The following is a 25,544-nucleotide window of genomic DNA, read 5'->3' on the forward strand; positions in this document are numbered from 1 at the left end:
GAAGTACATGTTGTTGATCTACGGCAATACCGGGACCTGGGACGCGTTGGCGGCCGACGGGATCGAGTCGGTGTACGACGTACATCGCGGCATCCTGGCCGAGACCCGCGCCAGCGGCGAGTTGGTGGCGGCCGACGGGCTGGCCACCGAGCAGGCGCGGGTCGTCCAGGTCAAGGACGGGGTGGCGGCCGTGACGGACGGACCGTTCACGGAGTCGAAAGAGGTGCTGGCCGGCTACTACCTGCTCGACTGCACCCTCGAGCGCGCGACGGAACTCGCCGCGAGGCTCCCGGAAGCCCCCTACTCCCCGATCGAGGTCCGTGCGCTGACGCAGCCCTTCGATGAGTAGGCCCCCGGCGTACCAGGGACTTGCCGGCCTCAGCTCGGCGTTGACCTGAGACCGGCGAGTCACTGATTCAGCCGGTGTGCCCAGCCGAAGGCCGGGTGGTTACCCGGTCTTGGTCAGCCCAGCCCGTTCGGCTGGGGCAGCTCGTGCGAGGGTGACCCCACCTGAGGCGGGCTGATCTCCCATGCCCCGGCCACCCTGGACGAACACCGTCGCGCCTCGCTCCGGCGCCTGCACGCCGTCGCCGAGACGCAGTGTGGTGGTGAGGCCGCTACTGAGCCTCAGCACCGCCACGCGGCGCGGTTGCCCGGACGGAATCGACGAGGTCACCTCGTGGATGCCGGTGCAAACCGCCGGTTGGATCGCAGCCCGTCCGAGTTGCGTCGTACCGTGGCTCCTCACACCACGGCACTGCTCGGCGAGCTCTTTCATCGCTGACACAAATCCCCCTCTCTTCGTTCCCCCGAGGAACAGTTACTGACGGGGCAACTGTCAGTCCTGCGCAACGGCCTCACTGCACTGCCCTGCACAGCACTGCGCAACAGTTGCCATCACCCCACACCGGCCCCGGCGCGGAAGTGATCCCGGAAGCCTTGCTCACCGTGACGGCGTTTTCAAGGGATCACCGAGGGAATCCCGCCCACCGGAACCACTGTCCAGGAAACTACTGCCCACCGAACCCAGTGGTCGCGATTCCCTTGATGATCTGCCTTTGGAAAAACAGGAAAACAGCGACCAGCGGCAGTGCGGCGAGGATGGCGGACGCCATGTTCTGCGCATATTGCAGGCCGTATGCACTCTTGACGGTCTGCAGCCCGACCGGCAGCGTCATCAGCTGAGCATCGGTGGTCACGATGAAGGGCCAGAGGAAGTTGTTCCAAGCACCTATGAACACGAAGATCGCAACGGCCGCCAGGATTGGCCGTGACAAGGGCAGCACAATCGACCAGAAGACCCGGAGCCGATTCGCGCCGTCGACCCGGGCGGCGTCCTCGAGTTCGACCGGGATCTGATCGAAGAAGCGCTTCAAAATGAGCACCATCGCCGGCGCGAACGCTTGCGGGAGAATGATTCCCCAGTACGTGTCGACGAGGTCGAAGGCAAGCATCTGCCGGAACAGCGGCACGATCAGCAACTGCGGCGGGATGATGATGGCCGCGATGATCGCGGCGTACAGCCAGCGGCGGCCGCGGAAATCCATTCGGGAGAACGCATAACCGGCCAGTGCGGACGTCGCGACCGTGATGAAGGTGATCGCCGCCGAGGTGATCAGGCTGTTCCAGGCCCACGCCGGGATGTCGCCGGCCGAGAGGACCTTGCGGTAGGCATCGAAGCTGAACCCGTCCGGCGGCGACAGGCTGAGGTTCGACGCACCGGCATCGGCCTCGCTCTTCAGCGACGTCAGGACCGCCCAGGCGAACGGGACCAGCCAGGTCGCCGCCAGGAACGCCAGGATCAGCAGCGCGACCATCCGCGAAACGCTCCACGGATTCTCGCCCGGCTTGTGAGTCTGCTTGGTGGCCCTCGACAACGTGTAGGTGCTCATCGGCCGCTCCTGCGGTTGAGAAGTCTGTACTGCGCCAGCGACACCAGCACGATGATCGCGAAGAACAGGTACGAGATCGCCGAGGAGTAGCCGAACCGGTAGCCGGTGAAGCCGGACTCGTAGATGTACTGCACGATCGACCGGGTCGAGCCGGCCGGTCCGCCGTTGGTGAGCATGTAGATCTGGTCGAACACCTTCAGCGAGGCGAGCAACTGCAGCGTCACGATCAGCGCGGTCGTCGGCGCGAGTTGCGGGATCACGATCGCGAACAACTGCCGCCACTTGCCGGCGCCGTCGATCGCGGCGGCCTCGAACTGCTGCTCGGGAATGTTCTGCAGCGCGGCCAGGTAGAGCAGGAAGTTGAACCCGATCGTCCACCACAAGGTGGTGATCACCACCGAGAACATCGCCACGTTCGGATCTTGCAGCCAGGCGACCGGTGCGATCCCGAACTCGGCCAGCACGCCGTTGATCAGGCCGATCTTGGGGTTGTACATCCAGGCCCAGAACAGCACGACGACGGTCGAGGCAAGGAGGTACGGCATGAAGAACGACAGCCGCCACAACCATCGGCCTGGCAGTCCGAGGTTCACCAGCAACGCGAATGCCAGCGACAAGACGACCAACGGCACCGTCGACAGCACGGTGAACCAGATCGTGTTGCCGAGCGAACGCCACAGATCCGGGTCCTGGAAGGCCTCGGCATAGTTGGCGAAACCGATCACCCCGCTGTTCGCGCCGGTCAGCGTCTCCCCGGTGAAACTCAGGTACAGCCCGTAGACCGCGGGCACCACCAGGAAGAGCACGAACAGCACCGCGAACGGCGCGGCGAAGGCCCAGCCGGTCAGCGTCTCCCCGCGCCGGGCCTTGAGCTTGCCCTCGGCAACAACTGGCGTCGTGGCCGCGGGACTGTCGATGGCGGTCGACATACCGGTCTCCCTTCCGAGCTCAGACCGGCTGCGGCCGGTCGAGCAGCACGTTCAGCCGCTTCACGAATCCGTCGAACCCGGCCGCGGGATCGCCGCTGCCGAGGTAGACGTTCTGCACGTTCTCCGCGAAGTACCGGTGGAAGTCGCTGCCCGCGCCACCGAACCAGGCGTCCGGGTCGTAGTTCACGTACGCCGGGATGCCGGCGTAGTTCGACTGCGGCTTCAACGCCTGGTACTCCGAACTCTTGATCACCGGCTGGTACGCCGGAATGTGCCCGGCACCCGCCCAGGACACCGAGCGCTTGAGGATCTCGGCCACCAGCTGGTACGTGTGCCGGCGCCGCTCGGCTGACACCTCCGACTGCCGGGGCAGCACGAAGGTGTGCGAATCGGCGTACGCCGCTTGGGTGCCGAACAGTGCCGGGATCGGCATCGCGTCGAACGGCAGCTTGGATGCCTTCAGCACCGGCAACTCCCAGACGCCGCCGAAGAACATCCCGCTCTCGCCGTGCAGGAACTCACTCGTCGCCGTTCCGCCGTCACCGCTGCGGGTCGCGATCGTGTCGTTGAGCAGTGAGCGGACGAAGGTCAGCGCCTTGACCGCGGCCGCTTCGTCGACCTGAGCCTGCTGACCGGGGACGAGTTTCATCTCGGCGCCCTGCTGGCGGTAGAGCGTGTAGAACAGTCGCCACATCTGCGAGCCGTCGCCGAGATACCCGTACGACAGACCGTGCTTGCCGGTCACCTTCTGGAGCTTGGTCGCCACCTCCGTGAACCCTTCGGGCGAGTTCATCGAGTGCAGCGCGTCCGTGACACCGGCCTTATCGGCATGGGAGGTGTTGTAGTAGAGCACGAACGGGTGTGTGTCGAGCGCGATCGAGTAGAGCTTGCCGTCGTACTGGCCCTTCTGCCAGACCAGCGGCGGGAAATCACGCTCGTGGATACCGACCTCGGCCAGCAGGTCCAGGTCCCAGGGCTCTAACAGTCCGCCGGGTGCGTAGCCGGCGATCCGGGACGCGTGCATGACCGCGACGTCGGGTGCCCGGCCGCCGGCCGACGCCATCGCGAGTTTCGTGTAGTACGGCGGTCCCCAGGCGAGCACGGTCTGGGTGGCCTTGAAGCCGGCACCGGAGCCGGCGTTCGACGCGTTGACCGCGTCGACCAGTCCTGCCATCACGATGCCGTCGCCACCGCTCATCAGGTGCCAGTAGCTCAATTCGTCCGCGGATCTGCTCGCGCTCGGCGCACAGCCGAGCAGCGTTCCGCCACCGGCCAGAGCGGCCGCTCCGGCGAGCAGGCGGCGCCGGGAGAACGGACGGTCCATCGATGCCATGGGCTTCTCCTTCGCAGGCGGCACCGATCATTACATCGTTGGAATGGGTTGACAAGAGGGTAGACGTCTTGGTTTTTGTGCACCTTTGTGGACTAACGCCGGGTCAAGTCCCCTTCCGTGCGGAGCGGCACCGGCTGCGGCACCCACACCGCGCGAACCGGACCACTGCGGGCTCGGAAGGTGAAAGCGCGGACGGCTGCGCACGCACACCCCCGCCCCGATGCCCCGAGGTAAGCGTTTGCTGGCCCGAGATGGGGATGCACCGACGTCCGGATCCTCCCGGTGTTGCGCCCCGGGACTGCGTCGCCGCCGACCTTTCGTCGCCGCCGACCTTTCGTGCCAGGGGTCTGCGATTCCGCCCCAACCCCGGTGATCATTCGCCCCCTTTTGCCCGAATCGCCGATTGAGGAGGTTTTCCGCCGGACCCATGGAGGATTTTGCGCCCGGTCCGGGACATTTTCCTCCTCAACCGGCGAGGCGGGATCGGACCTGGGTACGGCGTGGGCGCCGTTCAGCGTCGTTCGGCTGGTTGGGTGCCTGGGCGGCGCGCGAGGTGGCCGGGGGTGATCAAAGCGGACCACACCGAAGGACGCAAAAGGGGGCGAGTGATCAGGTGCTGTCGGCCTGGCGAGGATCGGGATGGCAGGCAACCCGGCAGCCGGCTAGGCAGGCGGGTTGTTGGTTGGGCGAGGGCTGGTTAGCTGGGGGTTGGTGCTGGCCCGGCTGACGATCCGGTGCGGGATCATCACCCGGCGCGGGGTCGCGTCCTTGTCCGTCATCCGCTCGGCGAGCAGATCCAGCGCCGACTCGACGAACTGCCGCCGGTCGAAGTCGATCGTGGTCAGCGGCGGCACCGTGTACTGACTCTCCAGGATGTTGTCGAACCCGGCGACCGCACAGGCGCCCGGTACTGCGACGCCAGCCGTCCAAAGTGCCGACAGCGCGCCAACGGCGATCGTGTCGGTGAAGCAGAAGAACGCGTCCGGCGGTTCGTGGCTCTCCAGGTAACGCCCGACCACCGCCGCGGCACCTTCCGGGCTCCACCGGTCGAGCGCGATCTCCAGCTCCGGATCGGAGTCGATACCGGCCGCGGTGAGCGCCTCGCGATAGCCGATCGTGCGGAGCCGCGCCGCCGCAGTACCGGCTGCGTCGGTGGAGCCTCCGATCCGGCCGGCGCCGCTGGAGCCGCCCGGGATCTCCGGCGTGCCGACCGCGGCGATCCGGCGGAATCCCTGGTCGAGCAGGTGCTTGGTCATGTCGCGTGCGGCAGCGACGTTGTCGATCGCGACCTGGCTGACCATGTCCTGGTCGACGTCACCGATCAGGACGACGGGCGGCAACGGGCCTGCGGTCATCACGGCACTGTCGTCGAGGTTGACCGGGTTCAGGATGAGGCCGTCGACCAGATGCGCGCGGGCCTTGGAGAGCAGCTCGAACTCGCGCTTCGGCTCGGCGGCGGTCTGCTCGATCTGCACTCCCCAGCCGCGCCGGTGGGCCAGCTCGACGACGAGATGGGTGATCTCCGCGGAGTACGGGCGGAGCAGGTCGGGCAGCGCGAGGCCGATCATCCCGGACCGGCCGTTGCGCAGGCCGCGGGCGCTCATGTTCGGCACGTAGTCGAGCTCGGCCAGCGCCTGCTCGACCCGGGCGCGGGTCTCCGGGCGGACGAAAACGACGCCGTTGATGACGTTCGAGACCGTCTTCGGGGACACCCCGGCCAGCTTGGCGACGTCCTTGACGGTGGCTCGCATGCAGCTATTGTCGCCGACGCGTCGCGCGACCCTGCAATGCCTTCGTTGTCAGCGGCTGGTGAGAGCGCCGCCGTTGACGTGCAGTACCTGTGCGGTGATGTGCCGGGCCGCCGGCGAACCGAGGAAGTGGATCGCAGCAGCGATGTCGCCGACCTCCCCTTCGCGCTTGGTCATGGTTGCCTCCAGCAACCTCTCACGCCGTTCGCCGGTCAGCCGGCCCTGGAAGAACTCGGTGCCGGCGGTGAAGCCGGGCGCGACGACGTTCGAGGTGATCCCCCGCGGGCCGAGCTCGGCGGCGACATCCTGGTTCCAGGTCGCGAGCGCCGCCTTCGCCGCGCCGTACGATCCCGCGCCGCGAGTGCCGGCGATCGAGCCGACATGGACCACCGCTCCCCTGTCGGCGATCCGCGGCGCCAGCGCGGTGGTCGTCAGGACCGCGGTCAGGACGTTCGCGTCGTAGTTGGCCAGCCAGTTGTTCTTGAGTGCCGCCAAGTCACCGTCGCCGGGAGCACTGAAGTCGGTGTTGCCGCCCGCGTTGTTGACCAGGACGTGCACCTCCCCCGGCAGCGCCTCCACGAGCCGGCGTACCTGGTCGGGATCGGTCCCGTCGCACACCACCGCCTGTGCGCCCAGCTCGGCGGACGCCTTCTCGAGCAGCTCGGCTCGCCGGCCGGTGATCACCACGGTGTCGCCGTCGGCACGGAACCGCTCGGCCACGGCCCGGCCGATTCCCGTCGCTCCTCCGGTCACCACGATCGTTCTCGACACGCCAACCCCTCACGTTTAGGTCTAAATGTTTAGACCTAAACGTACCATGGAGTCATGCCAGCCGACGCCTACCCGCTCGACCAGCCCAGTCCGTATCCGGCCGCGGCCATCGCCGAGGCCTGGCGGCGCGAGCGACCAGGGACGCCGACCGACTCGATCGGGATCGTCACTCCCCTGTGGCGCCTGGCCAAGCTCTTCGCCGACGACCGGCGCCGGTTGCTCACCGAGCTCGGCGTCGATCCGGCCACCCTCGACCTGCTCAGCGTGCTGCGCCGCGCCGGTACGCCGTACGAGCTGAACACCCGCCAACTCGCCGAGCGGACGCTGGTGACGGCGGGCGCGATCTCGCAGCGCGTCGGGCGGGCCGAACAGGCCGGCCTGGTTGAGCGGCGTACCGAGGGCGACGGCTCTCGGGCCGTGATCGTCTCGCTCACCAAAGCCGGTCACGCGCTCGTCGAGCGAACCGTCGACCAGGTCCTCAGCCGGGAGTCCGAGCTGGTCTCCTCCCTTACCGAGTCCGAGCGCGACCTCCTTGCGGGCAAGCTGCAGTCGCTGCTCGATGACGTCAGCGGCCGAGTGCGATCAGATCCCGGCAAGCCGCCGCGCGGCCGTTGACAGCTCGGCCGGGTCGGCGGCCGCGGCGAAGTTGAAGCGCAGCCAGGAACCGGGCTTCTCGGTGGCGAAGTAGCGCCGGCCTGCGCTGACCACGACACCGAGTCGCTGAGCCTCGGCCGCGACGGTCGTGTCGTCGACGTCCGGCGGCAGACCTACCCAGAGATGAAGCCCGCCGTCGGGCGGGCTGGTCACGACCCAGTCCGGCTGAGCCTTCCCGAGCGCGGCGACGAGACCGTGCGATCGCTGTCGGAGCGAGGCAGCAAGAGCCCGCAGATGACGCTCCCAGCCTGGTGAGCCAAGGAGTTCAAGGGCCGCCTCTTGGAGCGGACGGGGTACGAAGAAGTCGTCGACCTGGCGAATGGCCCGCAATCGTTCGAGAACCGGACCGCGAGCGATCAGGGCGCCGATCCGCAGACTCGGCGCGGCAGGCTTGGTCAGCGAGGTGAGATAGACGACCGTGCCGTCGCGATCCTCGGCCAGCAGTGGCTTGGGTACCGACGCGCCATGGCCCAGGAGTCGCGCGAAGTCGTCCTCCAGGATGAACGCTCCGGCAGTGCGAGCCACCTCGACGACGCGTCGCCGTCGGTCGGCCGCCAGCACTGTCCCGGTCGGATTCTGGTACGTCGGCTGGCAGTACAGCAGGCGGGCGCCTGACCTTGCGAACGCCTCCTCCAGCAGGTCAGGGCGGAGTCCGTGCTGATCGATCGGGACCGGCACCGGGCTTAGGCCAGCCGCACGCGCGGCAGCCAGTGCGCCTGGGTAAGTCGGCGACTCCACGAGGACAGGACTGCCCGGCCCGGCGATCGCTCGGAAGGCAATCGACAGACCACTCTGCCCGCTGGCTGTGACCAGTACGTCGTCCGCGGTCGCGCCGGCGCCGGCCGTTCTCGCGAAGACCGTCCTCAGCGTGGTCAGCCCGCTGGCGGGAGCGCGATCCCAGGCATCGGGACGGCGTGCGGCCCGTGCCAGTGCAGCGCTCAGGGCGCGGGTTGGCTGGAGCGACGGATGCAGGTAGCCGCCGTCGAGGCGGATCGCGCCGTCCGGTGCGGGTCCGAGCGAGTCGCTGAGTGCCCGCGAATCGACGCTTCGGTCGGCCAGCGTGACAGTCTGCCAGGCGGTGTCGATGGGGATCTCCGTCGACACCGCCCTCGGAGCGACGTACGTGCCACTGCCGGGGCGCGTGATGACAGCGCCTTCGGCGGTTAGCTGGGCGATGGCCCGCGACACCGTTCCTGGGCCGACGTGATGACGGTCGATGAGCTCGCGACTGCTCGGCAGCTTGTCCCCCGGCGCCAGCTGCTGGACCAGGCTGCGCAGGACGCCAACCAGCTCCTCAGAAGTGCTACTGTCGGCCATGAGAGCACACAGTAGCGCTACTGAGCCGGATTGGGAATCACTTCCGGGCCTGCGGGCAGACACTCCAGGCTGCGAGCAGGTGATCCATTTCAACAACGCAGGCTGCGGACTGCTCGCGAAGCCGGTCCTGCAGACGATGCTCGACCACCTCGAGCTGGAGTCGCAGATCGGTGGGTACGAGGCTGCCGCCGCCCGGTCCGAGCAGGTCCGTGGCTTCTACACCGAGCTGGCCGCCCTGATCGGCTGCGGTCCGGACAACATCGCCTTCGCCGGGAGCGCGACCCACGCCTATGCCACTGCCCTGTCGGCGATTCCGTTCGAGCGCGGCGACGTCATCCTCACGACGCGGAACGACTTCATCTCCAACCAGATCGCGTTCCTCTCGCTGCGCCGGCGATTCGGCGTCGAGATCGTGCATGCGCCCGACCTGCCTTCGGGTGGAGTGGACGTCGAGGCGATGGCTCAGGTGATGAAGGAGCATCGGCCGAGACTCGTCGCGGCGACGCACATCCCGACCAACTCCGGTCTGGTCCAACCGGTCGCGGAGATCGGCCGGCACTGCCGGGAGCTGGAGCTGCTGTATCTGGTCGACGCGTGCCAGTCGGTCGGTCAGTACCCGATCGATGTCGACGAGATCGGGTGCGATCTGCTGACCGGCACCTGCCGGAAGTTCCTGCGTGGTCCGCGCGGCTCGGGCTTCCTCTTCGTCTCGGATCGCTTCCTGCGCGCTGGATACGAGCCGTTGTTCATCGACATGCACGGTGCCGACTGGACGGCGACGGGCGCCTACCGGCCGAGCGAGACGGCCGCCCGCTTCGAGGAGTGGGAGTTCCCTTACGCGACGGTTCTCGGCTGCGCCGCGGCGGTGCGGTATGCCCGCGCAGTCGGGTTGGAGGCGATCTCGGCGCGGACTCCGTTGCTCGCTCGCCGGTTGCGAGACGAGCTCGACGCGCTGCCCGGCGTACGGGCTCTGGATCGGGGTGAGCAGTTGGGCGCATTGGTCACCATCGCGGTTGAGGGCTGGCAGGCCGACGAGTTCAAGGCGGCGATGGATGCCCGCGGCATCAATTCGGCTCTGAGTTTCCGCCGGTTCGCCCAGTTCGACTTCGGCGACAAGGATGTCGACTGGTGTCTGCGGCTGTCGCCGCACTACTACAACACCGAAGACGAGGTAGCCCAGGTCGTCGCGACCGTTGCCGAGCTTCGTGCGGCCAGGTGACCACGCTGGCCGAACCGCCCGCCTGATCCTCACGACCGCCTCCCCCGGTGTCGTGGGTGGGGTCGGCCCCGGTAGGCGCAGGGGTGGTCCCGGACCGCCACCACTACCTAACCCAGCACCGACGCCTCGACATGCTGAGGGGAAGCGTTTGCTGGCCAGGTTGGGTAGTGGTGGCCGTCCGGACGTCCCCCGCTTTCGTCAGTAGGTCATCGTCAACTGCACTAACCGGCTTGGACGCGTGAGGCTCAGCCGACCGTGGCGACCTCCGCGGGCGCGGCCTCCGCGGTGACCGCGGGACGGCGGCGGGGGATGAAGGCGGCGATGATGAAGGCGGTCAGGGCGGCGCCCGAGCCGATCGCGAGGATGACGCGGAAGCCGTTCTCGGACGGGACGCTGATCGGGCCGAGGCTCATCGTCATCTGGGCGAGAATGACACCGGCGACCGCGCTGGAGATCGACGTACCGATCGAGCGCATCAGGGTGTTCAGGCTGTTCGCGGCGGCCGTCTCCGAGATCGGGACGGCGCCCATGATCAGGGCCGGCATGGCGCCGTACGCGAAGCCGATACCGGCGCCGATCACGGCCGACACGACGATCAGCTGCCAGACGGCCGACATCGCGACGATGCCGAGTCCGTAGCCGAGGGCAACGATGAGGGCACCCGCCATCAGTGTCACCTTCGGGCCGCGGGCCTTCGAGATCGCGGCGGACAGCGGCGCGGTCGCCATCATCACCAGACCGGAGGGACCCATCACGAGTCCGGCGGTCAGCATCGACTGACCCAGACCATAACCGGTTGCCTTGGGCAACTGGAGCAGCGTCGGCAGGACCAGCGACATCGCGAACATCGCGAAACCGAACACGGCCGACGCGAGGTTGGTGAGCAGGACCTGAGGCCGTGCGGTCGTGCGGAGGTCGACCAGCGGCTGCGGCGCCCGCCGCTCCCACCAGCCCCAGATCCCCAGAACGACGATCGCCGCGCCGAACAGGCCGAGCGTCCTGGGCGCGCCCCAGCCCCAGTTGCCACCCTTCGAGATCGCGAGCAGCAGGCAGATCAGACCGGTCGAGAGACCGGCTGCGCCGATGAGATCGAAGCGGCCACCGGTACGGACGGCGGACTCGGGGACGAAGGTCAGTACCAGCGCGAGCACGACGGCACCCAGGCCGGCGGAGGTCCAGAAGAGCACGTGCCAGTCCGCGCGGTCGGCGAGGAAGGCGGCGGCGGGCAGCCCGAGCGCGCCGCCGACACCCAGCGAGGCGCTCATCTGCGCGGTCGCGGAACCGAGCCGTTCGGTCGGCAGTTCGTCGCGCATGATGCTGATGCCGAGCGGGATCACGCCGGAGGCCATCCCCTGCAGGATGCGCCCGATGATCATCGGTGGGAGCGAGTCGCTCAAGGCCGCGACGACCGAACCCGTGATGAGCAGCCCGAGGCTGATCAGTAGCAGCCGGCGCTTGCCGTACATGTCCCCGAGGCGGCCGACCACCGGTACTGCGACCGCGGCGGCGAGCAGCGTCGCGGTGATGACCCACGCCGTGCCGGACGGCGAGGCGTTCAGCAGCTTGGGCAGTTCGGGGATCAGCGGGATGACCAGGGTCTGCATCAGCGAGACCACGATGCCGCCGAAGGCGAGCACCGCGATGACGGCGCTGACCTTGGGTGGGGTGGACACCTCGGCCGGATTGGCAGGGGTAGTGGACACGGGAGCCTCCGGTCGACGAACGCAAGGGTGGACAGCGTGATCGACTTTAAGTCAGTCAGTTGACTTAAGCAAATGGGCTGGCAGACTGGCCCTGTGAACGAGACGAAGAGCCGACCCGCCACGGCCGAGAAGACCCCACGGGCCGGCCGGGCCGGTGCCACCCGCGACGTGATCCTGGCGACGGCCGAGCGGCTGTTCGCCGAGCACGGCGTGTTCGCGGTCTCCAACCGGCAGATCAGCGAAGCCGCGGGGCAGGGCAACAACACCGCGGTCGGCTATCACTTCGGCACCAAGACCGACCTGGTCCGCGCGATCGTGCAGCGGCACACCGGGCAGATCGAGCAGGTGCGGGCGCGGATGCTGGCCGAACTCGATGCCGACCCGGACGTCCGGGACTGGCTGAACTGCCTGATCCGGCCGCAGGCCGAGCACCTCGCCGAGATCGGCCCGCCGACCTGGTTCGCGCGCTTCGGCGCCCAGGTGATGACGGACCCCGGGCTGCGCCAGATCATGATCGAGGAGTCCCTGAGCTCGCCCTCGCTGCAACAGATCGTCGACGGGTTGAAGCTCAGCCTGCCGGCGCTGCCGCCCGCAGTACGGCGGGAGCGCGGCGAGATGGCCCGGCTGCTGATGGTGCATCTGCTGGCCGAGCAGGAACGCGGCCTCGCCGAGGGGACACCGGTCGCCCGGCCGGCCTGGGACGAGATGGCGACCGGGCTGATCGATGCCCTCGTCGGCCTCTGGAGCGCGCCGGTGACCGGCTGACCCGGCACTAGCGGCTTAACCTGCTGATAGAAGGTTCACCTGGCAGCTAGGCGCGGCGGCAGGGCGCAGTACGGGAAAAGTTTCTACAGGCGGGTCAATGAGAAACTTGAACGTATGCCTGCTACGAATCAGCTGGAGTTTTCCGCCCACGAAACCGCCGACAGCCACGACGTCATCCAGGTCCGGGGTGCGAGGGAGAACAACCTCGCCGGAGTCTCCGTCGACATCCCCAAGCGCCGGCTGACCGTCTTCACCGGCGTCTCCGGATCCGGCAAGTCCTCCCTCGTCTTCGACACCATCGCCGCCGAGTCGCAGCGGCTGATCAACGAGACCTACACCGCCTTCGTCCAGAACTTCATGCCCAGCCTGGCCCGCCCCGAGGTCGACTCGCTGCGCAACCTGAGCGCCGCGATCATCGTCGACCAGGAGCGGATCGGCGCGAACGCCCGCTCGACGGTCGGCACCGCGACCGACGCGCACACGATGCTGCGGATCCTGTTCAGCCGGCTCGGTACGCCGCAGGCCGGGCCGCCGTCGGTGTTCAGCTTCAACCGGGCCGAAGGCATGTGCCCCACCTGCGAAGGGCTCGGCAAGGCATCCGAGATCGACCTGGACGAGTTCGTCGACCGGGAGCTGAGCCTGAATCAAGGTGCGGTGAAGGTGCCCGGGTTCGGGGTCGGTACCTGGTACTGGCAGTTGATGGCGAAGTCAGGGTTGTTCGATCCGGACCTCGCACTGAAGGACTATCCGGCCGAGCAGTGGGAGCAGTTCCTCTACCAGCCGTCCATGAAGGTGAAGATCGGCACGAGCAATCTGACCTTCGAGGGTCTGGTCACCAAGGTACGGCGGCAGTTGCTCGCCAAGGATCGCGAGTCGATGCAGAACCATGTCCGGGTGTTCGCGGATCGCGCGATGAAGCTGACCCGGTGCCCGGACTGCGGTGGCGCCCGGCTCAACGAGGCGGCCCGGTCGGTGCGGATCGACGGAGTCGGGATCGCGGACTGCTCGGCGATGCAGATCAGCGATCTGGCCGAGTTCGTCCGGGGAATCAAGAGCGCTGCCGTCGGGCCGATGCTCGACGGCCTACTGGGCACCTTGGAGTCGATGGTGGACATCGGGCTGGGTTACCTCAGCCTGGATCGGGAGTCGTCGACGCTGTCCGGCGGTGAGGCGCAGCGGGTCAAGCTGGTCCGTCATCTGGGGTCGAGCCTCACCGATGTCACCTATGTGTTCGACGAGCCGACGGTCGGGTTGCACCCCCACGACATCCAGCGGATGAACGAGCTGCTGCTCCAGCTGCGAGGCAAGGGCAACACCGTACTGGTCGTCGAGCACAAGCCGGAGACGATCCAGATCGCCGACTACGTGGTCGATCTCGGTCCTGGTGCGGGGCAGGCGGGTGGACGGCTTTGTTATGCAGGTGATCTCAAGGGGCTGAAGAAGTCCGGGACACTGACCGGGCGATACCTCGAGCACCGGGTCGGGTTGCGGGATCAGGTGCGGCAGCCGACCGGGAGTCTGCGGATCGAAGGGGCGAGGCTGCACAACCTGCAGGATGTGAGTGTCGATATCCCGCTGGGTGTCCTGACCGTCGTGACCGGGGTGGCGGGGTCGGGGAAGAGTTCGCTGATTCACGGGTCGCTGGCTGGGCGAGAGGGTGTGATCGTCGCCGGGCAGGATCCCATTCGTGGGTCGCGGCGGAGCAACCCCGCGACGTACACGGGGTTGCTGGATCCGATCCGGGCCGAGTTCGCCAAGGCGAATAAGGTGAAGCCGGGGATGTTCAGCGCGAACTCGGTCGGGGCCTGCCCGGGCTGCAAGGGGCTCGGGGTCGTCTACACGGATCTGGCGATGATGGCCGAGGTCGCCTCGGTGTGCGAGGACTGCAACGGTGCACGGTTCATGCCGGAGGTGCTCGCGTATTCGTTGCGGGGCAAGAACATCAGCGAAGTACTGAGCATGTCGGCCCTCGAGGCGCGGGACTTCTTCCGGAAGGGACCGGCCCGGGCGATCCTGGACCGGTTGGTTGCCGTCGGCCTCGGCTATCTGGGCCTGGGGCAACCATTGACGACGCTGTCCGGTGGCGAGCGACAGCGGTTGAAGCTCGCGATCCACATGGGGAAGAACGGAACGACGTACATCCTCGACGAGCCGACCACCGGATTGCATCTGGCCGACGTCGACCAGTTGCTCAGCCTGCTCGACCAGCTCGTCGACGAGGGCAACACGGTGATCGTCATCGAGCACCACCAAGCGGTGATGGCGCACGCGGACTGGCTGATCGACCTCGGTCCCGGCGCCGGCCACGACGGCGGTCAGATCGTCTTCACCGGCATCCCCGCCGACCTGGTCGAAAGCAGCGCCTCCCTCACCGCCGAACACCTCCGCCAGTACGTCGGCACCCCAGCAACCGTCGACGTGTAGCGGGTCAGTGGATCGGCGTGGTCTGAGCCAGGGCGATCCGCCAGTCGTCACCGGCGCGAGTCAGGACGTACGTCATCGCGCCGGTCGACGGCAGGTCGGCCGGGCCTGCGTCGGGGCGTTCGTCGTGGATCGTCTTGGTCAGGCTCACGATGGCGACGTCCGGGGTGGCGAAACGGAGGTCGTCGATCTCCAGCGTGGTCCGGACATCCTTCAGCGGCGAGGACAGCGCCGACGCCATCGCCGAAGCGAAGGAGTCTCGTCCGAACAGCCGGCGGCCGGCCACGTTGACGATGACCAGGTCATCGGTGTGCAACGCAGGCAGTACGGCGGGGTCGAGCTGTGCGTCCTGGCTGCGTGCCACCAGATCCCGGATCAGCTTCTCGTCAGAGGTCATGCCGAGACCATAGGACTTCAACAAGAGTTGAGGTCAAGAGACGCCTGTGGCAGTGCGGGTAGCTAGGTTGGTGGCTAGTTGTTCGATCAGGTCGCGCCAGGGGGTGAGGAACTCCTCGGCCGGACCGGTCTGGGTTAGTTCGAGCCTCGCTCCCCCGTTGCCGTCTCGGAGTCGCCAGGTCACGACGCCGTGCTGCCAGGAGTAGGCCAGCTCGACCGGTTCCTCGCTTGTCACTACCGGCCCGACATCGATGCCTTCAGCAACTAAGCTAGCCAGCTCCGGCCATACCTCCTCCTTCGGGGCGGTGAGCTGGCGTTCGAAGTGGATCGAGCCGTCTTCGAGGAGCTTGCCCTGGTCGAGGCCGTAGACCTTGATGAAGTGTTCATGCAGCAGCGCGTAGTGCTCTCGGGGGACGCTGGAGCCACCGAGGACCCGGTCGAGGGCGTCCAGGCAAAGCGTCCAGCCGGCCGTGAAGCTGGCCGAGCCCGGGCGGTCGTCGTACGTGGCGGTGAGTTTCAGCAGGCAGCCGTCCGCGGTCGGGATCAGCTCCCAGCGCTGGATCTCGACACCCCAGTTGTACTCGAGCACATGCGGCGGATCGTAAGCGCGGATCACGCCGGCGTTCTCGCTGTCGTGATCTTCGTCCTCGAAGGTGAACGCGATCCGCCCGTCCAGCCGCAGGTCGAGCTCGACCGCCGCCGGGAACCAGCCGGCCAGCTCCGAGGGTTCGGTGAGCGCTCGCCAGATCTTCTCCGGCGGATGATGCAGGGCGCGCTCCATCCGCAGTACGGTCCGGCCGTTCTCGGTTGTCAGCGTTTCACTCATGACTCCATATATACCCGATCAGGCATATACGAGACGAGGAGAGAGCCCGGCGGAACGAATCCGGCGGGCTCCCCCGTCGACTACTGGCTACAGGTGTAGATGGTGGCGTTGTCGAGCCACCAGTTGCCCGGGATCAGGTCGGAGAAGTCTCCCCCGCGCCCGTTCCAGCGGAACTTCAGCAGGTCGCCGCTGAACTGCGAGACGTCCAGCCGGCTGGTCTCCCAGCCACCGGAGTTGCCGTGCCAGGAGGCCGGCTCGGCGGGGAAGTTCGGGTCGACCGTCGGCCCGTTCTTCCAGGGCAGCGCCGAGGTGTCGGCCCAGCTGGCGCCGTTGTCGGCGGAGTACTCCATCGTCGCCTTGCCGGTGCGGACGGCGAAGATGAAGAACACGTTGTAGAAGTTGTACGCGTGGGTGAAGCGCAGGTAGGTCTTCTCGTTCTTGATCTTCATCGCGTTCGCCGTCTGGACGGTGATCGAGCTGTCGTCCGGCTGGGTGATCTGGCCGAACATCGAGTCGTTGCCGTCGGAGGAGTACGACGTGTCGACCTGCGCGTTCGGGTCGCCCTCACCCTTGCCCAGCACCCAGCCCGCGCTGCGCGTGACGACGCCGTCCGGGTACTTCTTGAAGCTGGTCGTGATCAGGTTCTTGACCTTGGCGCCCGCGGTGTCGCAGACCGGTGCCTGGGCCGGCTTGCCGATCCCCGGCTCGAGGTCCAGCTCGGTGGCCTTGATTGCCAGCTCGACCTGGGCGCAGTGCGCCTTCGTCATCCCCTTCACGTCGTGCTTCTGCAGCTTGTTGCAGACCGAGCGCAGGCCCTCGGCCAGGTCGCCGTAGTCCGCTCCGCTGGTCAGCACCTTCTGGGTCTCGTGCCACAGCGCCGCGGAGCGGTCCAGGCCGATGCCGGCCACGGTCTGGCCATTGAACGAACCGCCGTCGGCGATCAGGTACGCCGTCTTGTTGCCGACCCCCGAGTTGCGATGCACGCCGCCGTTGTCCTGGAAGAACTGGTCGTCGAACCAGCGCGCGCTCGTCATCTTGTCCGGGTGCCTGAACTGCGTCGGGTCGGACATCGACCGGATCACGCCGAGGCTGGAGCCTTCGCCGATCTGCCAACGGTTGGCCGGGGTGTCGTCCGCGGAGCCGTTGGTCAGGTCGACGAACTCGCCCATGATGTCGGACAGCGCCTCGTTGATCGCGCCGGCTTCCCACAGGTAGGCCAGACCGGAAGTCTCCTGAGTGACGCCGTGGGTCAACTCGTGGCCGGTCACGTCGTCGGTGCTGACGCCTTCACCGAAGGCCATCTGCTCGCCGTTCCAGAACGCGTTGGCGAACGGGCAGCCGCCGTCGACGCAGATCCGGACGGTACCGCGAAGCGCCTTGCCATGGCCGTCGCCGTAGTCGACGCCGATCAGCTGGGTCAGGTCCGTGCCGAGCGTGGCGTAGGTGTTCGAGGTGTCACCGAAGAACTCGAAGACCTGGTTGACGTCCGGCACCGACGAGACCGGGCCGCCCTCCACCCGGGTCGGAGCGAAGACGCCGCCACCACAGCGGACATCCTCGCCACCGGTCTGGATGATGGCGCGGTTCGCGTCGCAGACGACGCGGTTGATGTGCTCGGTCATGTCCCAGGCGAGCAGCGCCTTGCCGGCCGACGCGTGCACCATCGCCTGCCAGCGGACGTCACCGGCGCCGGTCACGTCGTACAGGTAGACCGGGATGGCGACCGAGCCAGGCTGGCGGGTGACGATGCTCAGGTCGAGCCAGCGCGGTCCGGCCAGCTTGGCGGTCAGCTTCGAAGCGTCGAGGTTGCCGCGGCTCGCGACCGCCTCCAGTGCGGAACTCTGCGCGTTGGCCTTGGCGGCGTCGACCGCATCGGCCTTCGGGAAGGCGCCGTACGTCGCGAGCGCGACCTCACCGTTCGCGGACTCCAGGGCGCCGGACTTGTCCAGGTTGGTGACGATCTCGCCGCCGTACACCTGGACGCCGTCGATACTCTGCTGGAAACGGACCTGCGAGCCGTACGAGTTGAGCGCGCTCGACTTCGCCGCGAGGTCGGCCGGGCGGGCGCCGAAGTACGGGGCGATCGTCGAGATCTGTGCCTTCGCGACGGCGACGGCGTCGGGCTTGCTGGTGGCGGACTTGCCGGCCTTCGCGCTGACCGAGGCGGGTGCCTTCAGCGGGGTCACGGGCCGGATCGAGTGGGCGCGGCCGGTCGCGTCCCGTTTGGTGACGAGGCCTTTGCCGCCGGCCTTCGGAGTCTCCACGGTGCGGATCTCCGGGCTCTTGGCGACGGCCGAATCGGTGGACGGAACGGGTGCGCTGTTGGCCAGCCCCGGAGCCGTCAGGCTGAGTGAGATTGCGCCGGCCGCGAGACCGGCCAACCAGGTGCGAGATTTCACAGATTCCTCCCCAAATGCAGTGCCTACGCCGGGCGGGCATAGTCGCTGCAATCTGTCATCCGGCGAATCCTCTGCGCGACCTCACGTGATGCATCTCACAGCCAACCGAAGGCGCAGGTGCCGTTCAGCCCCGGAATCGCGCCAGATCTTCGACCTCGGCGGTCAGTCCGTCGACCTGTCGCGGGTCGAACAGCTCGAGCTCGTGGTCGGAGTGTTTCCAGGTCCCGATCACGCGGCCGCCTTCGACGATGGCTGGGCGCAGCATGCCGCCGCCGGGATGGATGTGCTTGCGATGCTCGTCGGCGAGCGCCCAATGCCGGTCCTTGTAACCGAGCAGATAGGGGTCGAACTCCCCCAGCAACCTGACGTCCTCGCGACCAGCCAGGTCGTCGACCGCCGCCAGGTCCTGTCCCTCCACGCTGTACTGCGTCGTCGCGACGGCCTTGATCGCAGTACGGGCGACTGGCACCGGCAACCCCGACCAGGTCGCGAAGTCCTGCGCAGTGGCTGGCCCGTACGCCGTGAGGTACAGGCGCGCGAGCTCGTCCAGCTCGCCCGACAACTCAAGGGGCCTGCCGAGCCAGTCCCGCACGGCCACCCAAGTCTCGTCAGCGTCATGGCCCGGCCCATAGCAAAGGCGCCCGAGTAGGCCGGTGTGCCGGATCGACGCGTAGACCGCTTGCCCGGTCGGCTCCTTGATCAGCCCAGCGCTCACCAGTACTGCGCCGAGCTGCGCGCGAGTAGCGGGTCCGTTGGCGAGGAGGTGGGACTCGATCACGTCGGCTGCACGGTCGGGGAGATCGCCGGTCAGCCCGAGTTCGGCGTACCGGCGGCGGCTGTCCTTGATGAGCTTGGGGGCGAGCAGGGCCAGGAGCGGGCCGGCGTGCTCGGTGGCGACCAGTTGGAGGGTGCCGCGCATGAACCAGCCGCGGATGACCGAGCGATCGGCTTCCTGCGCGAGGCTGACATCGGACCAGGTGGTCGCGGTCGAACGGGCCCGTACGGCGTACGCGGCGCCTCGCCAGGTCTGCGCCTGCAGCCCCACCGTCCGGCGGACGACGTCGGCCACCCCTCCGGGGCCGGCCCCGTGCACCGGACGATCAAGGCCATTGGCCTGGACCCGTGCCGACAGAAGCCAGCGAACAGACCTTTGCGGCACCCCTGCATGACATCACGTTCAGGGGCGCCGCGCAGGTCGAGAGGTGTTTTCTTTTCTAGGTCAGGTGGTCGTCTACGAGGTTCGCGTAGCCGGTTTGGCCGGTGGTGTTCGGGTGGTAGGACTCGCTGACCGGGTTGGACAGGCCGTTGATCCACTCGGGACTGCCACAGACCGCGTGGCCGATGAACAGCGCGGTCGGGTTCACGAAGGTGAAACCGGCCGCGCCCGCCGAGGCTGCGATCTTGGAGTTGAGCAGATCGGCGGTCTGGTTCAGCCGGGTCATCTCGGTCGGACTGAAGAAGGTGCCGGCGTTGCAGTCGGTGCCGTTGAACAGCCGCGGGTAGCCGACGATGATCACCTTCGCCGTCGACGCGCGGCTCTTGACCGTGGCGTAGAGCGTGTTCAGACGGCCGGGAATCGTGTTGTTGATGGTCGCCTGAGCGTTGTTGACCGCGGTCGTGCAGTCACCGAGCCAGGACGGTTTGGCGCACTCGGTGATCACAGACGAGAAGCCGGCGTCATTGCCGCCGACCTGGAGGGTGACCCACTTGACGCCGCTGTTCAGCGGGCCGAGCTGGTTGGCCGTGACGTCGGAGACCCGGGCACCCGAGCAGGCGACCGACGTGAGCGCGGCGCCGACGCGGGCCGCATCGAGGTACGGATAGGACTTGGTGGAGCGCTGGCAAGAGCCGCTCTCGGGGATGTAGGTCCGGGTGCCGACGCCCGAGGCGTACGAATCACCCAGAGCGACATAGACCGGCGCCGCCGCGTGGGCGACGGTCGGGCTGGTGAGGAGCGCGGTGCCGAGAACAGCTGCGCTGATGAGTCCGGCAAGGGTCTTCATGGGGCGGACCGCCTTCTGGTGTGGGGGAACCGAGGCAGGGTGAACTGAGAGTCACCATCCACGACCAGCCAGTAACATGCAAGGCCTCGGTTAGAAATTCACCACAGATTGCCGCAACCAGTAACCGCCGTTTCCCACCCGAGCCACCCACCGTCGATGTCAGCCACACGCTCGCGACAAGCCGGACGCCCACCACTCACAAAGTAGGCAAATGGCGGTAAGCACCCCGCCTGCTGAGCGGGCGGGGTGCTTACTTGCGGAGGTTACTGAGTGGTGGCGGTCCGGGGTGTCGCACCCTCAAGCACTAGGCGGACCGCTGGAACTTGCGTAGTACCAGGGAGATCCAGGTCCAGCTCAGGGCGACGGCTGCGTAGAAGGCGAGGACGGGGCCGCCGGCGGAGCCGGACGCGATTCCTGCGAAGGCAGCCAGGAAGAAGACCCCGGTGACGATCGAGTACGCCGCCCAGCCGCGCTCGCCTTGACGGGCGAAGCGACGTGCCAGCACGAAGCAGGCGATCACGAAGCCGGTGAAGCCGACGCTCCCAGCCACGAAGTGCAGGCCACCGTGCCAGCTCATCGTGACGGGCTGGCCTTCCGGCGTACCGGCGGGGAAGCCGAGGGCCGGATCAGGAACGAACAGGCCCGCGGCGATCAGGCTGACGCCGTAGACGGTGAGCAGTCGGCCCGCCCAGCGGTTGCCCGAGCTGCGGCGCAGGGCGGTGGCGCCGGCGATCACCAGCAGGCCGGTGACGATGAAGTTGGCGATCTGGATCCAGCCGTGGTCGCCGACGGTCAGCATGCTCGCGGCGTGCTTGCGGATGTCGAAGGCGTCCCGGGTCAGCGCCTGGGCGGCGACGACCACGCTGAAGAAGGGGCCGGCCACGATCCCCGCGGTCAGCAGCCTGCGCGCAGTGACGGTGGTGCTCGGGGTGGTGGTCGCGATGGTGGTCATGGTGCTGTCCTCTCGGTTGGTCTTGCCAACGCGTCGAGCGAGACAGCACGAAATCGACAGGCCGGGCAGAAGTCAGCGTTCGGGACCTGGAACGGACAGCGGGTCGAAGCCGTAGGGCAGCTCCAGCCGATGCGCCGCCATCAGCTCGGCGTCGCCCAGCAGGTCGCGCGTCTCGCCGTCGGCGACGATCCGGCCGGCGTCCATCAGCAGGCTGCGCTCACACAGCTGCAGCGCATACGGCAGGTCGTGCGTGATCATCAGCAGCGTGACGTCGAGACCGGACAAGATGTCCGCCAGCTCGCGCCTGCTCGCCGGATCCAGGTTGCTCGACGGCTCATCGAGGACCAGTACTTCGGGGCGCATCGCCAGGACCGTGGCCACGGCGACCCGGCGGCGCTGCCCGTAAGACAGATGGTGTGGAGCGATATCGGCATGGTCCTGCATCCCGACCTGGACCAGCGCTTCCTGGACGCGGTCTTCCAGCTCCGAACCACGCAACCCGAGATTCGCCGGGCCGAAGGCGACGTCGTCGCGCACGGTCGGCATGAACAGCTGATCATCCGGATCCTGGAACACCAGCCCGACCTTGCGACGTACTTCGGGCAAGTGCTCGCGGTGCAGGTCCGAGCCACCGATCTGGATCCGCCCGCTGCCACTGCCACCCGCGACCGAGCCGAGGATGCCATTCAGATGCAGTACGAGCGTGGTCTTGCCGGCGCCGTTCGGGCCGAGCAGGGCAACGCGTTCGCCGCGCTGGATGGTGAAGTCGACGCCGTACAGCGCCTGCCGCCCATCGGGATAGGCGAAGACGAGACGCTCGACGTGGATCGATGGACCGCTCACAAGCTGGCAACCCTAGCCGTCACCGCGATCAGTACTGCGAGCAGGGAGATCGTCAGACCCTCCAGCCACTGGTTGCGGGCCGCGCCGGAAGTCGCGAGCTGCGGCATCCGGCCGGTGTAGCCACGGGACTGCATCGCCAAGTGGACTCGCTCGCCACGCTCGAAGCTCCGCACGAAGAGAGCACCCACTCCCCCAGCGACCGCCTTGAGGTGACCGGCCCGGCCGCCGGCGTACCCGCGGGACTCGCGGGCGATTCGCATTCGGTGCAGATCGTCGGAGACCACGCTCAGGTACCGGATCATGAACGAGAGGATCGCGACGAGCGTCGACGGGAGCCGCAACCGCTCCAGGCCGGCGAGCAGCTCGCGAGGTGCGGTCGACGCGGACAACACGATCGCCGCGACCACTCCGAGCGTGCCTTTGGCCAGGACGTTCCACGAGCCGAGGATGCCGGACTCCGACACGGACACCCCCAGTACGTCGATCTGCGGGCCGGTCGCGACGAACGGGAGCACCAGCGCGAACACGAGGAACGGCGTCTCCACCGCGAGCCGCCTCATCACGGTTGCCACCGGCAACTTTGCGAGCGCGACGCAGGCGGCCAGCAGGACGGCGTACAGGGCGAAGGCCCAGAAGACGCCGGCCGGGGTGGAGACGACGGCCAGGACGAAAACGAAAAGGGCGACGATCTTCACCTGCGCGGGCAGCCGGTGGATCCGGCTGTCCACCACCACCAGCAGGCCGTCACCGGCCGAACCGCTCACGACTGCATCAGATCAGTCTGCTCGGCGCGGGCGGACGAACGGAGCGAGGCGATCTTCGCGATCGCGAGACCGACGGCGATCGTCACCAGTACGCCGATGATGCCGGCCAGCGCTCCCGACACCTGGGAGTTGCCGATGCCGCTCACGCCATAGTCGGCCAGTGGGCTGCCGGCCACGGCGGAGTCCTTCGCTGCGCTCTCGAACCCGAGCTTGGCGCCGACGAACTCGAGCCCGTCGGGATGCGCGCTCGCGAACAGGCTGACCACACCCGCGACGAGCAGCGTCGCCGCGACACCGACCCCGAACGAGCGGCCGGCCGGCTTGGCGGCGATCGGCTTGTCCGGCGAGACTGTCGAAGTGTTGCCATCGGCATCGACCAGGACGAGGTCGGCCTGCAGGTGGCGGGCGGCGTACACGAGGTCGGGGCGGGTGGCGACTACCGCGCTCAGGACGGCGGCGGTGATCACGGCCTCGCCGAGGCCGACCAGGATGTGCCAGCCGACCATCGCCGTGGCGAGCTTGCCGAGCGGGATGTCGACCGCGCCACCGATCACGTAGAGGCCGGTGAAACAGAGCGCCGCGACCGGCACCGAGATGAGGGCGCCGACGGTTGTCGCGGGCACCACGCTGCCGACTCGCTTGGGCAGCGCCTTCAGCAGCGCGCGAGTGACGAAGTACCCGACTATCACGGTCACCACGCCCATCAGGGTGATGTTCGTGCCGAGTGCGGTCAGGCCACCGTCGGCGAAGAGCAAGCCCTGCACGAGCAACACCGTCGACATCACCAGGACAGCCGTCCACGGTCCGACCAGCGCAGCGGCCAGTGCGCCGCCGAGCAGGTGGCCGCTGGTGCCGGCGCCGACCGGGAAGTTCACCATCTGGACGGCGAAGACGAAGGCGGCAGTCAGCCCGGCCAGCGCCGGACCCGTCTCCCGGATCTCCCGGTTCGCGCGCTGCAGACTGAAGCCGACCGCACCGGCCGCGATCAGGCCGGTGGCGATGGAGGTGGGCGCGTCGAAGAACCCGTCAGGAACATGCATGGGCACATTCTTGATCTTGTTGCGACCCGATCGCAACAAGGGGTCTCACAATGCCCTGAGCGCGTCCCCGATCGCACGGTGGATCGTCGGGTATGCGTAGATCATCTGTTGCAGAGAGTGAACCGGTACTGCGGCGTGCACGGCCACCGCGAGCGCGCCGAGCACCTCACCACCGGTCGGCCCCGCACTGGTCGCGCCGACCAGGACTCTTCGCTCGTTGTCCACGACAAGTTTGATGAAGCCCTCGTTGCCGGCCTTGTGGATCCAGCCGCGCGTCGACGCCGGCACCTGACTGATCCCCGTCCGGACGTCGAGGCCCTGGTCGCGCGCCTGCTTCTCGGTCAGCCCGACCGCACCGATCTCCGGGTCGGTGAAGGTCACCCGTGGCATCGCGTGGTAGCTCGCGGTCGGTGCGTCCTCGGCGCCAAGGATGTCGAAGACAGCGATGTTGGCCTGGTACATCGCATTGTGGGTGAACGCGCCGACCCCGGTGACGTCACCGACCGCCCATACGCCGTCGGCGGCGCGGACCTGCTTGTCGACCGCAACGAGCCGGGCCGACGGGTCGAGGCCGACCTTGTCCAGCCCGAGCTCCTTCGTGTCCACCCGGCGCCCCGTTGCCACCAGCAACTTCTCCCCGGTCACCGCGCTGCCGTCCTCGAGGCTCAGCGTGAAGCCGTCGCCGTCGTGGCTCACCTGCTTGGCGTGGACGCCGGTACGGAAGGTCACGCCATCTCGCTCCAGCGCCTCCTTGGCCAGGTCACCCGACTCGGGCTCCTCCATGGCCAGCAACCGATCAGCGCCTTCCACCACCGTCACCTGTACGCCGAACCGGGCGAAGACCTGCGTCAGCTCCAGCCCGATCGCGCCACCGCCGAGCACGATCAGTGATGCCGGCAGGGTCTCGGTCTCGATCGCCTGCTGGTTCGTCCAGTACGGCGTACCGGCGAGACCGTCGATCGGCGGGATCACCGGGACCGTTCCGGTGGCGACGACGATGCCGCGGCTCGCCTCGAACTCGCGATCGCCCGAGACGACCCGGCCCGGACCCGTGAAGGTGCCGCGGCCGCGCACGAACGTCACACCCTTGCCGACCAGCCGGTCGACGGCGACCTGGTCGTTCCAGTTGTCGGTCGCCTCCTCGCGGATCCGCTTGGCGACCGGGGCCCAATCAGGGGTGACCGTCGCCGTACCGGCGATGCCGTCGACGCGACGAGTCTCGGCGATCAGGTTGGCCGCGCGGATCATCATCTTGCTCGGGATGCAGCCGTAGTACGGGCACTCACCGCCGACCAGGCGCGACTCGATCCCGACCACCTTCAGCCCGGCCTGCGCCAACCGCCCGGCGGTCTCCTCGCCGCCGACACCCAACCCGATCACGACCACGTCAACCTGTTCAGCCATGCCGCCAATCTTGCAGACACCGCCGCGCCGGCCAAGCTTTGCGGTGGCGCGTCACCGGGCGGTAAGACAACGATTGCAGCGCGGGATTCAACCGTTGTTCACCGGGTCGCCGCCGGTGCTGCCTACGCTCGTCGGTCCGCCGACGGATGCTGTGGGGGCAATGGA

Annotated in this window: 23 protein-coding genes; 5 read left to right on the forward strand and 18 right to left on the reverse strand. The window is 67.8% G+C overall.

Annotated features, from left to right (window positions below; translation table 11 throughout):
- The first annotated feature begins 7 nt into the window (after nt 1–7).
- Complete coding sequence (locus A3ES_RS0107140) at nt 8–349, forward strand: YciI family protein (protein WP_202806455.1); 342 nt, start codon at nt 8–10, stop codon at nt 347–349.
- Nucleotides 350–448: 99 nt separating this feature from the next.
- Here A3ES_RS0107140 and A3ES_RS0107145 read toward each other — a convergent pair whose 3' ends face one another.
- From A3ES_RS0107145 to A3ES_RS0107170, 6 genes are all read right to left on the reverse strand, one after another.
- Nucleotides 449–787: a hypothetical protein gene (locus A3ES_RS0107145; protein ID WP_157630376.1), complete on the reverse strand. Its 339-nt coding sequence runs from the start codon at nt 785–787 to the stop codon at nt 449–451.
- 223 nt (nt 788–1,010) lie between these two features.
- Entirely contained in the window at nt 1,011–1,892 is an 882-nt protein-coding gene (locus A3ES_RS0107150) for a carbohydrate ABC transporter permease (protein ID WP_020386103.1), read from the reverse strand.
- On the reverse strand, nt 1,889–2,821 hold the full coding sequence (locus A3ES_RS0107155) for a carbohydrate ABC transporter permease (protein ID WP_020386104.1): 933 nt from the start codon (nt 2,819–2,821) through the stop codon (nt 1,889–1,891). Before A3ES_RS0107155 ends, A3ES_RS0107150 begins: the two co-directional genes overlap by 4 nt.
- A gap of 19 nt (nt 2,822–2,840) precedes the next feature.
- Entirely contained in the window at nt 2,841–4,154 is a 1,314-nt protein-coding gene (locus A3ES_RS0107160) for an extracellular solute-binding protein (protein ID WP_020386105.1), read from the reverse strand.
- 662 nt (nt 4,155–4,816) lie between these two features.
- Nucleotides 4,817–5,905 (reverse strand): LacI family DNA-binding transcriptional regulator, encoded by a 1,089-nt coding sequence (locus A3ES_RS0107165; protein WP_020386106.1) that lies wholly within the window; start codon nt 5,903–5,905, stop codon nt 4,817–4,819.
- Nucleotides 5,906–5,953: 48 nt separating this feature from the next.
- On the reverse strand, nt 5,954–6,673 hold the full coding sequence (locus A3ES_RS0107170) for an SDR family NAD(P)-dependent oxidoreductase (protein ID WP_020386107.1): 720 nt from the start codon (nt 6,671–6,673) through the stop codon (nt 5,954–5,956).
- Nucleotides 6,674–6,727: 54 nt separating this feature from the next.
- On the opposite strand from A3ES_RS0107170, the gene A3ES_RS0107175 reads away from it, so the two are divergent.
- Nucleotides 6,728–7,288, forward strand: coding sequence for a MarR family winged helix-turn-helix transcriptional regulator (locus tag A3ES_RS0107175; protein WP_020386108.1), 561 nt, complete (start codon nt 6,728–6,730; stop codon nt 7,286–7,288).
- Here A3ES_RS0107175 and A3ES_RS0107180 read toward each other — a convergent pair.
- Nucleotides 7,256–8,644 carry an aminotransferase-like domain-containing protein gene (locus A3ES_RS0107180; protein ID WP_020386109.1) on the reverse strand — a complete coding sequence of 463 codons (1,389 nt, stop codon included), beginning with the start codon at nt 8,642–8,644 and terminating at the stop codon, nt 7,256–7,258. The two genes, A3ES_RS0107175 and A3ES_RS0107180, sit on opposite strands and share 33 nt — an antisense overlap.
- A gap of 79 nt (nt 8,645–8,723) precedes the next feature.
- On the opposite strand from A3ES_RS0107180, the gene A3ES_RS0107185 reads away from it, so the two are divergent.
- Nucleotides 8,724–9,863, forward strand: coding sequence for an aminotransferase class V-fold PLP-dependent enzyme (locus A3ES_RS0107185; RefSeq protein ID WP_020386110.1), 1,140 nt, complete (start codon nt 8,724–8,726; stop codon nt 9,861–9,863).
- Nucleotides 9,864–10,108: 245 nt separating this feature from the next.
- Here A3ES_RS0107185 and A3ES_RS0107190 read toward each other — a convergent pair whose 3' ends face one another.
- The gene (locus tag A3ES_RS0107190; protein ID WP_020386111.1) at nt 10,109–11,566 is read right to left on the reverse strand and encodes an MFS transporter; all 1,458 of its coding nucleotides are present in this window, start codon (nt 11,564–11,566) and stop codon (nt 10,109–10,111) included.
- Nucleotides 11,567–11,659: 93 nt separating this feature from the next.
- On the opposite strand from A3ES_RS0107190, the gene A3ES_RS0107195 reads away from it, so the two are divergent.
- A complete protein-coding gene (locus A3ES_RS0107195; protein WP_026162626.1) occupies nt 11,660–12,331 on the forward strand; it encodes a TetR/AcrR family transcriptional regulator in 672 nt (223 codons plus the stop codon).
- A gap of 114 nt (nt 12,332–12,445) precedes the next feature.
- On the forward strand, nt 12,446–14,755 hold the full coding sequence (locus A3ES_RS0107200; protein ID WP_020386113.1) for an excinuclease ABC subunit UvrA: 2,310 nt from the start codon (nt 12,446–12,448) through the stop codon (nt 14,753–14,755).
- Nucleotides 14,756–14,759: 4 nt separating this feature from the next.
- On the opposite strand, the gene A3ES_RS0107205 is transcribed toward A3ES_RS0107200, so the two are convergent.
- The 10 genes from A3ES_RS0107205 to A3ES_RS0107250 form a co-directional block, all read right to left on the reverse strand.
- Nucleotides 14,760–15,149, reverse strand: a complete 390-nt coding sequence (locus tag A3ES_RS0107205) for an SgcJ/EcaC family oxidoreductase (RefSeq protein WP_020386114.1) — start codon at nt 15,147–15,149, stop codon at nt 14,760–14,762.
- A gap of 33 nt (nt 15,150–15,182) precedes the next feature.
- Complete coding sequence (locus A3ES_RS0107210) at nt 15,183–15,974, reverse strand: SRPBCC family protein (RefSeq protein WP_020386115.1); 792 nt, start codon at nt 15,972–15,974, stop codon at nt 15,183–15,185.
- An 80-nt stretch (nt 15,975–16,054) separates the two neighbouring features.
- Nucleotides 16,055–18,373 (reverse strand): M4 family metallopeptidase, encoded by a 2,319-nt coding sequence (locus A3ES_RS0107215; protein ID WP_020386116.1) that lies wholly within the window; start codon nt 18,371–18,373, stop codon nt 16,055–16,057.
- 124 nt (nt 18,374–18,497) lie between these two features.
- Nucleotides 18,498–19,442 carry a winged helix DNA-binding domain-containing protein gene (locus A3ES_RS46500; RefSeq protein WP_020386117.1) on the reverse strand — a complete coding sequence of 315 codons (945 nt, stop codon included), beginning with the start codon at nt 19,440–19,442 and terminating at the stop codon, nt 18,498–18,500.
- A 145-nt stretch (nt 19,443–19,587) separates the two neighbouring features.
- Nucleotides 19,588–20,376 (reverse strand): SGNH/GDSL hydrolase family protein, encoded by a 789-nt coding sequence (locus A3ES_RS0107225; protein ID WP_020386118.1) that lies wholly within the window; start codon nt 20,374–20,376, stop codon nt 19,588–19,590.
- Nucleotides 20,377–20,680: 304 nt separating this feature from the next.
- On the reverse strand, nt 20,681–21,328 hold the full coding sequence (locus A3ES_RS0107230) for a DUF998 domain-containing protein (RefSeq protein WP_020386119.1): 648 nt from the start codon (nt 21,326–21,328) through the stop codon (nt 20,681–20,683).
- 72 nt (nt 21,329–21,400) lie between these two features.
- On the reverse strand, nt 21,401–22,171 hold the full coding sequence (locus tag A3ES_RS0107235) for an energy-coupling factor ABC transporter ATP-binding protein (protein WP_020386120.1): 771 nt from the start codon (nt 22,169–22,171) through the stop codon (nt 21,401–21,403).
- Entirely contained in the window at nt 22,168–22,935 is a 768-nt protein-coding gene (gene cbiQ / locus A3ES_RS0107240; RefSeq protein ID WP_020386121.1) for a cobalt ECF transporter T component CbiQ, read from the reverse strand. Before cbiQ ends, A3ES_RS0107235 begins: the two co-directional genes overlap by 4 nt.
- Nucleotides 22,932–23,975, reverse strand: a complete 1,044-nt coding sequence (locus A3ES_RS0107245; RefSeq protein WP_020386122.1) for an energy-coupling factor ABC transporter permease — start codon at nt 23,973–23,975, stop codon at nt 22,932–22,934. Before A3ES_RS0107245 ends, cbiQ begins: the two co-directional genes overlap by 4 nt.
- A 45-nt stretch (nt 23,976–24,020) precedes the next feature.
- Nucleotides 24,021–25,379 (reverse strand): dihydrolipoyl dehydrogenase family protein, encoded by a 1,359-nt coding sequence (locus tag A3ES_RS0107250; RefSeq protein WP_020386123.1) that lies wholly within the window; start codon nt 25,377–25,379, stop codon nt 24,021–24,023.
- Between the last annotated feature and the right edge of the window lie 165 nt (nt 25,380–25,544).

This window comes from Kribbella catacumbae DSM 19601 (assembly GCF_000372465.1).
GTDB lineage: Bacteria > Actinomycetota > Actinomycetes > Propionibacteriales > Kribbellaceae > Kribbella > Kribbella catacumbae.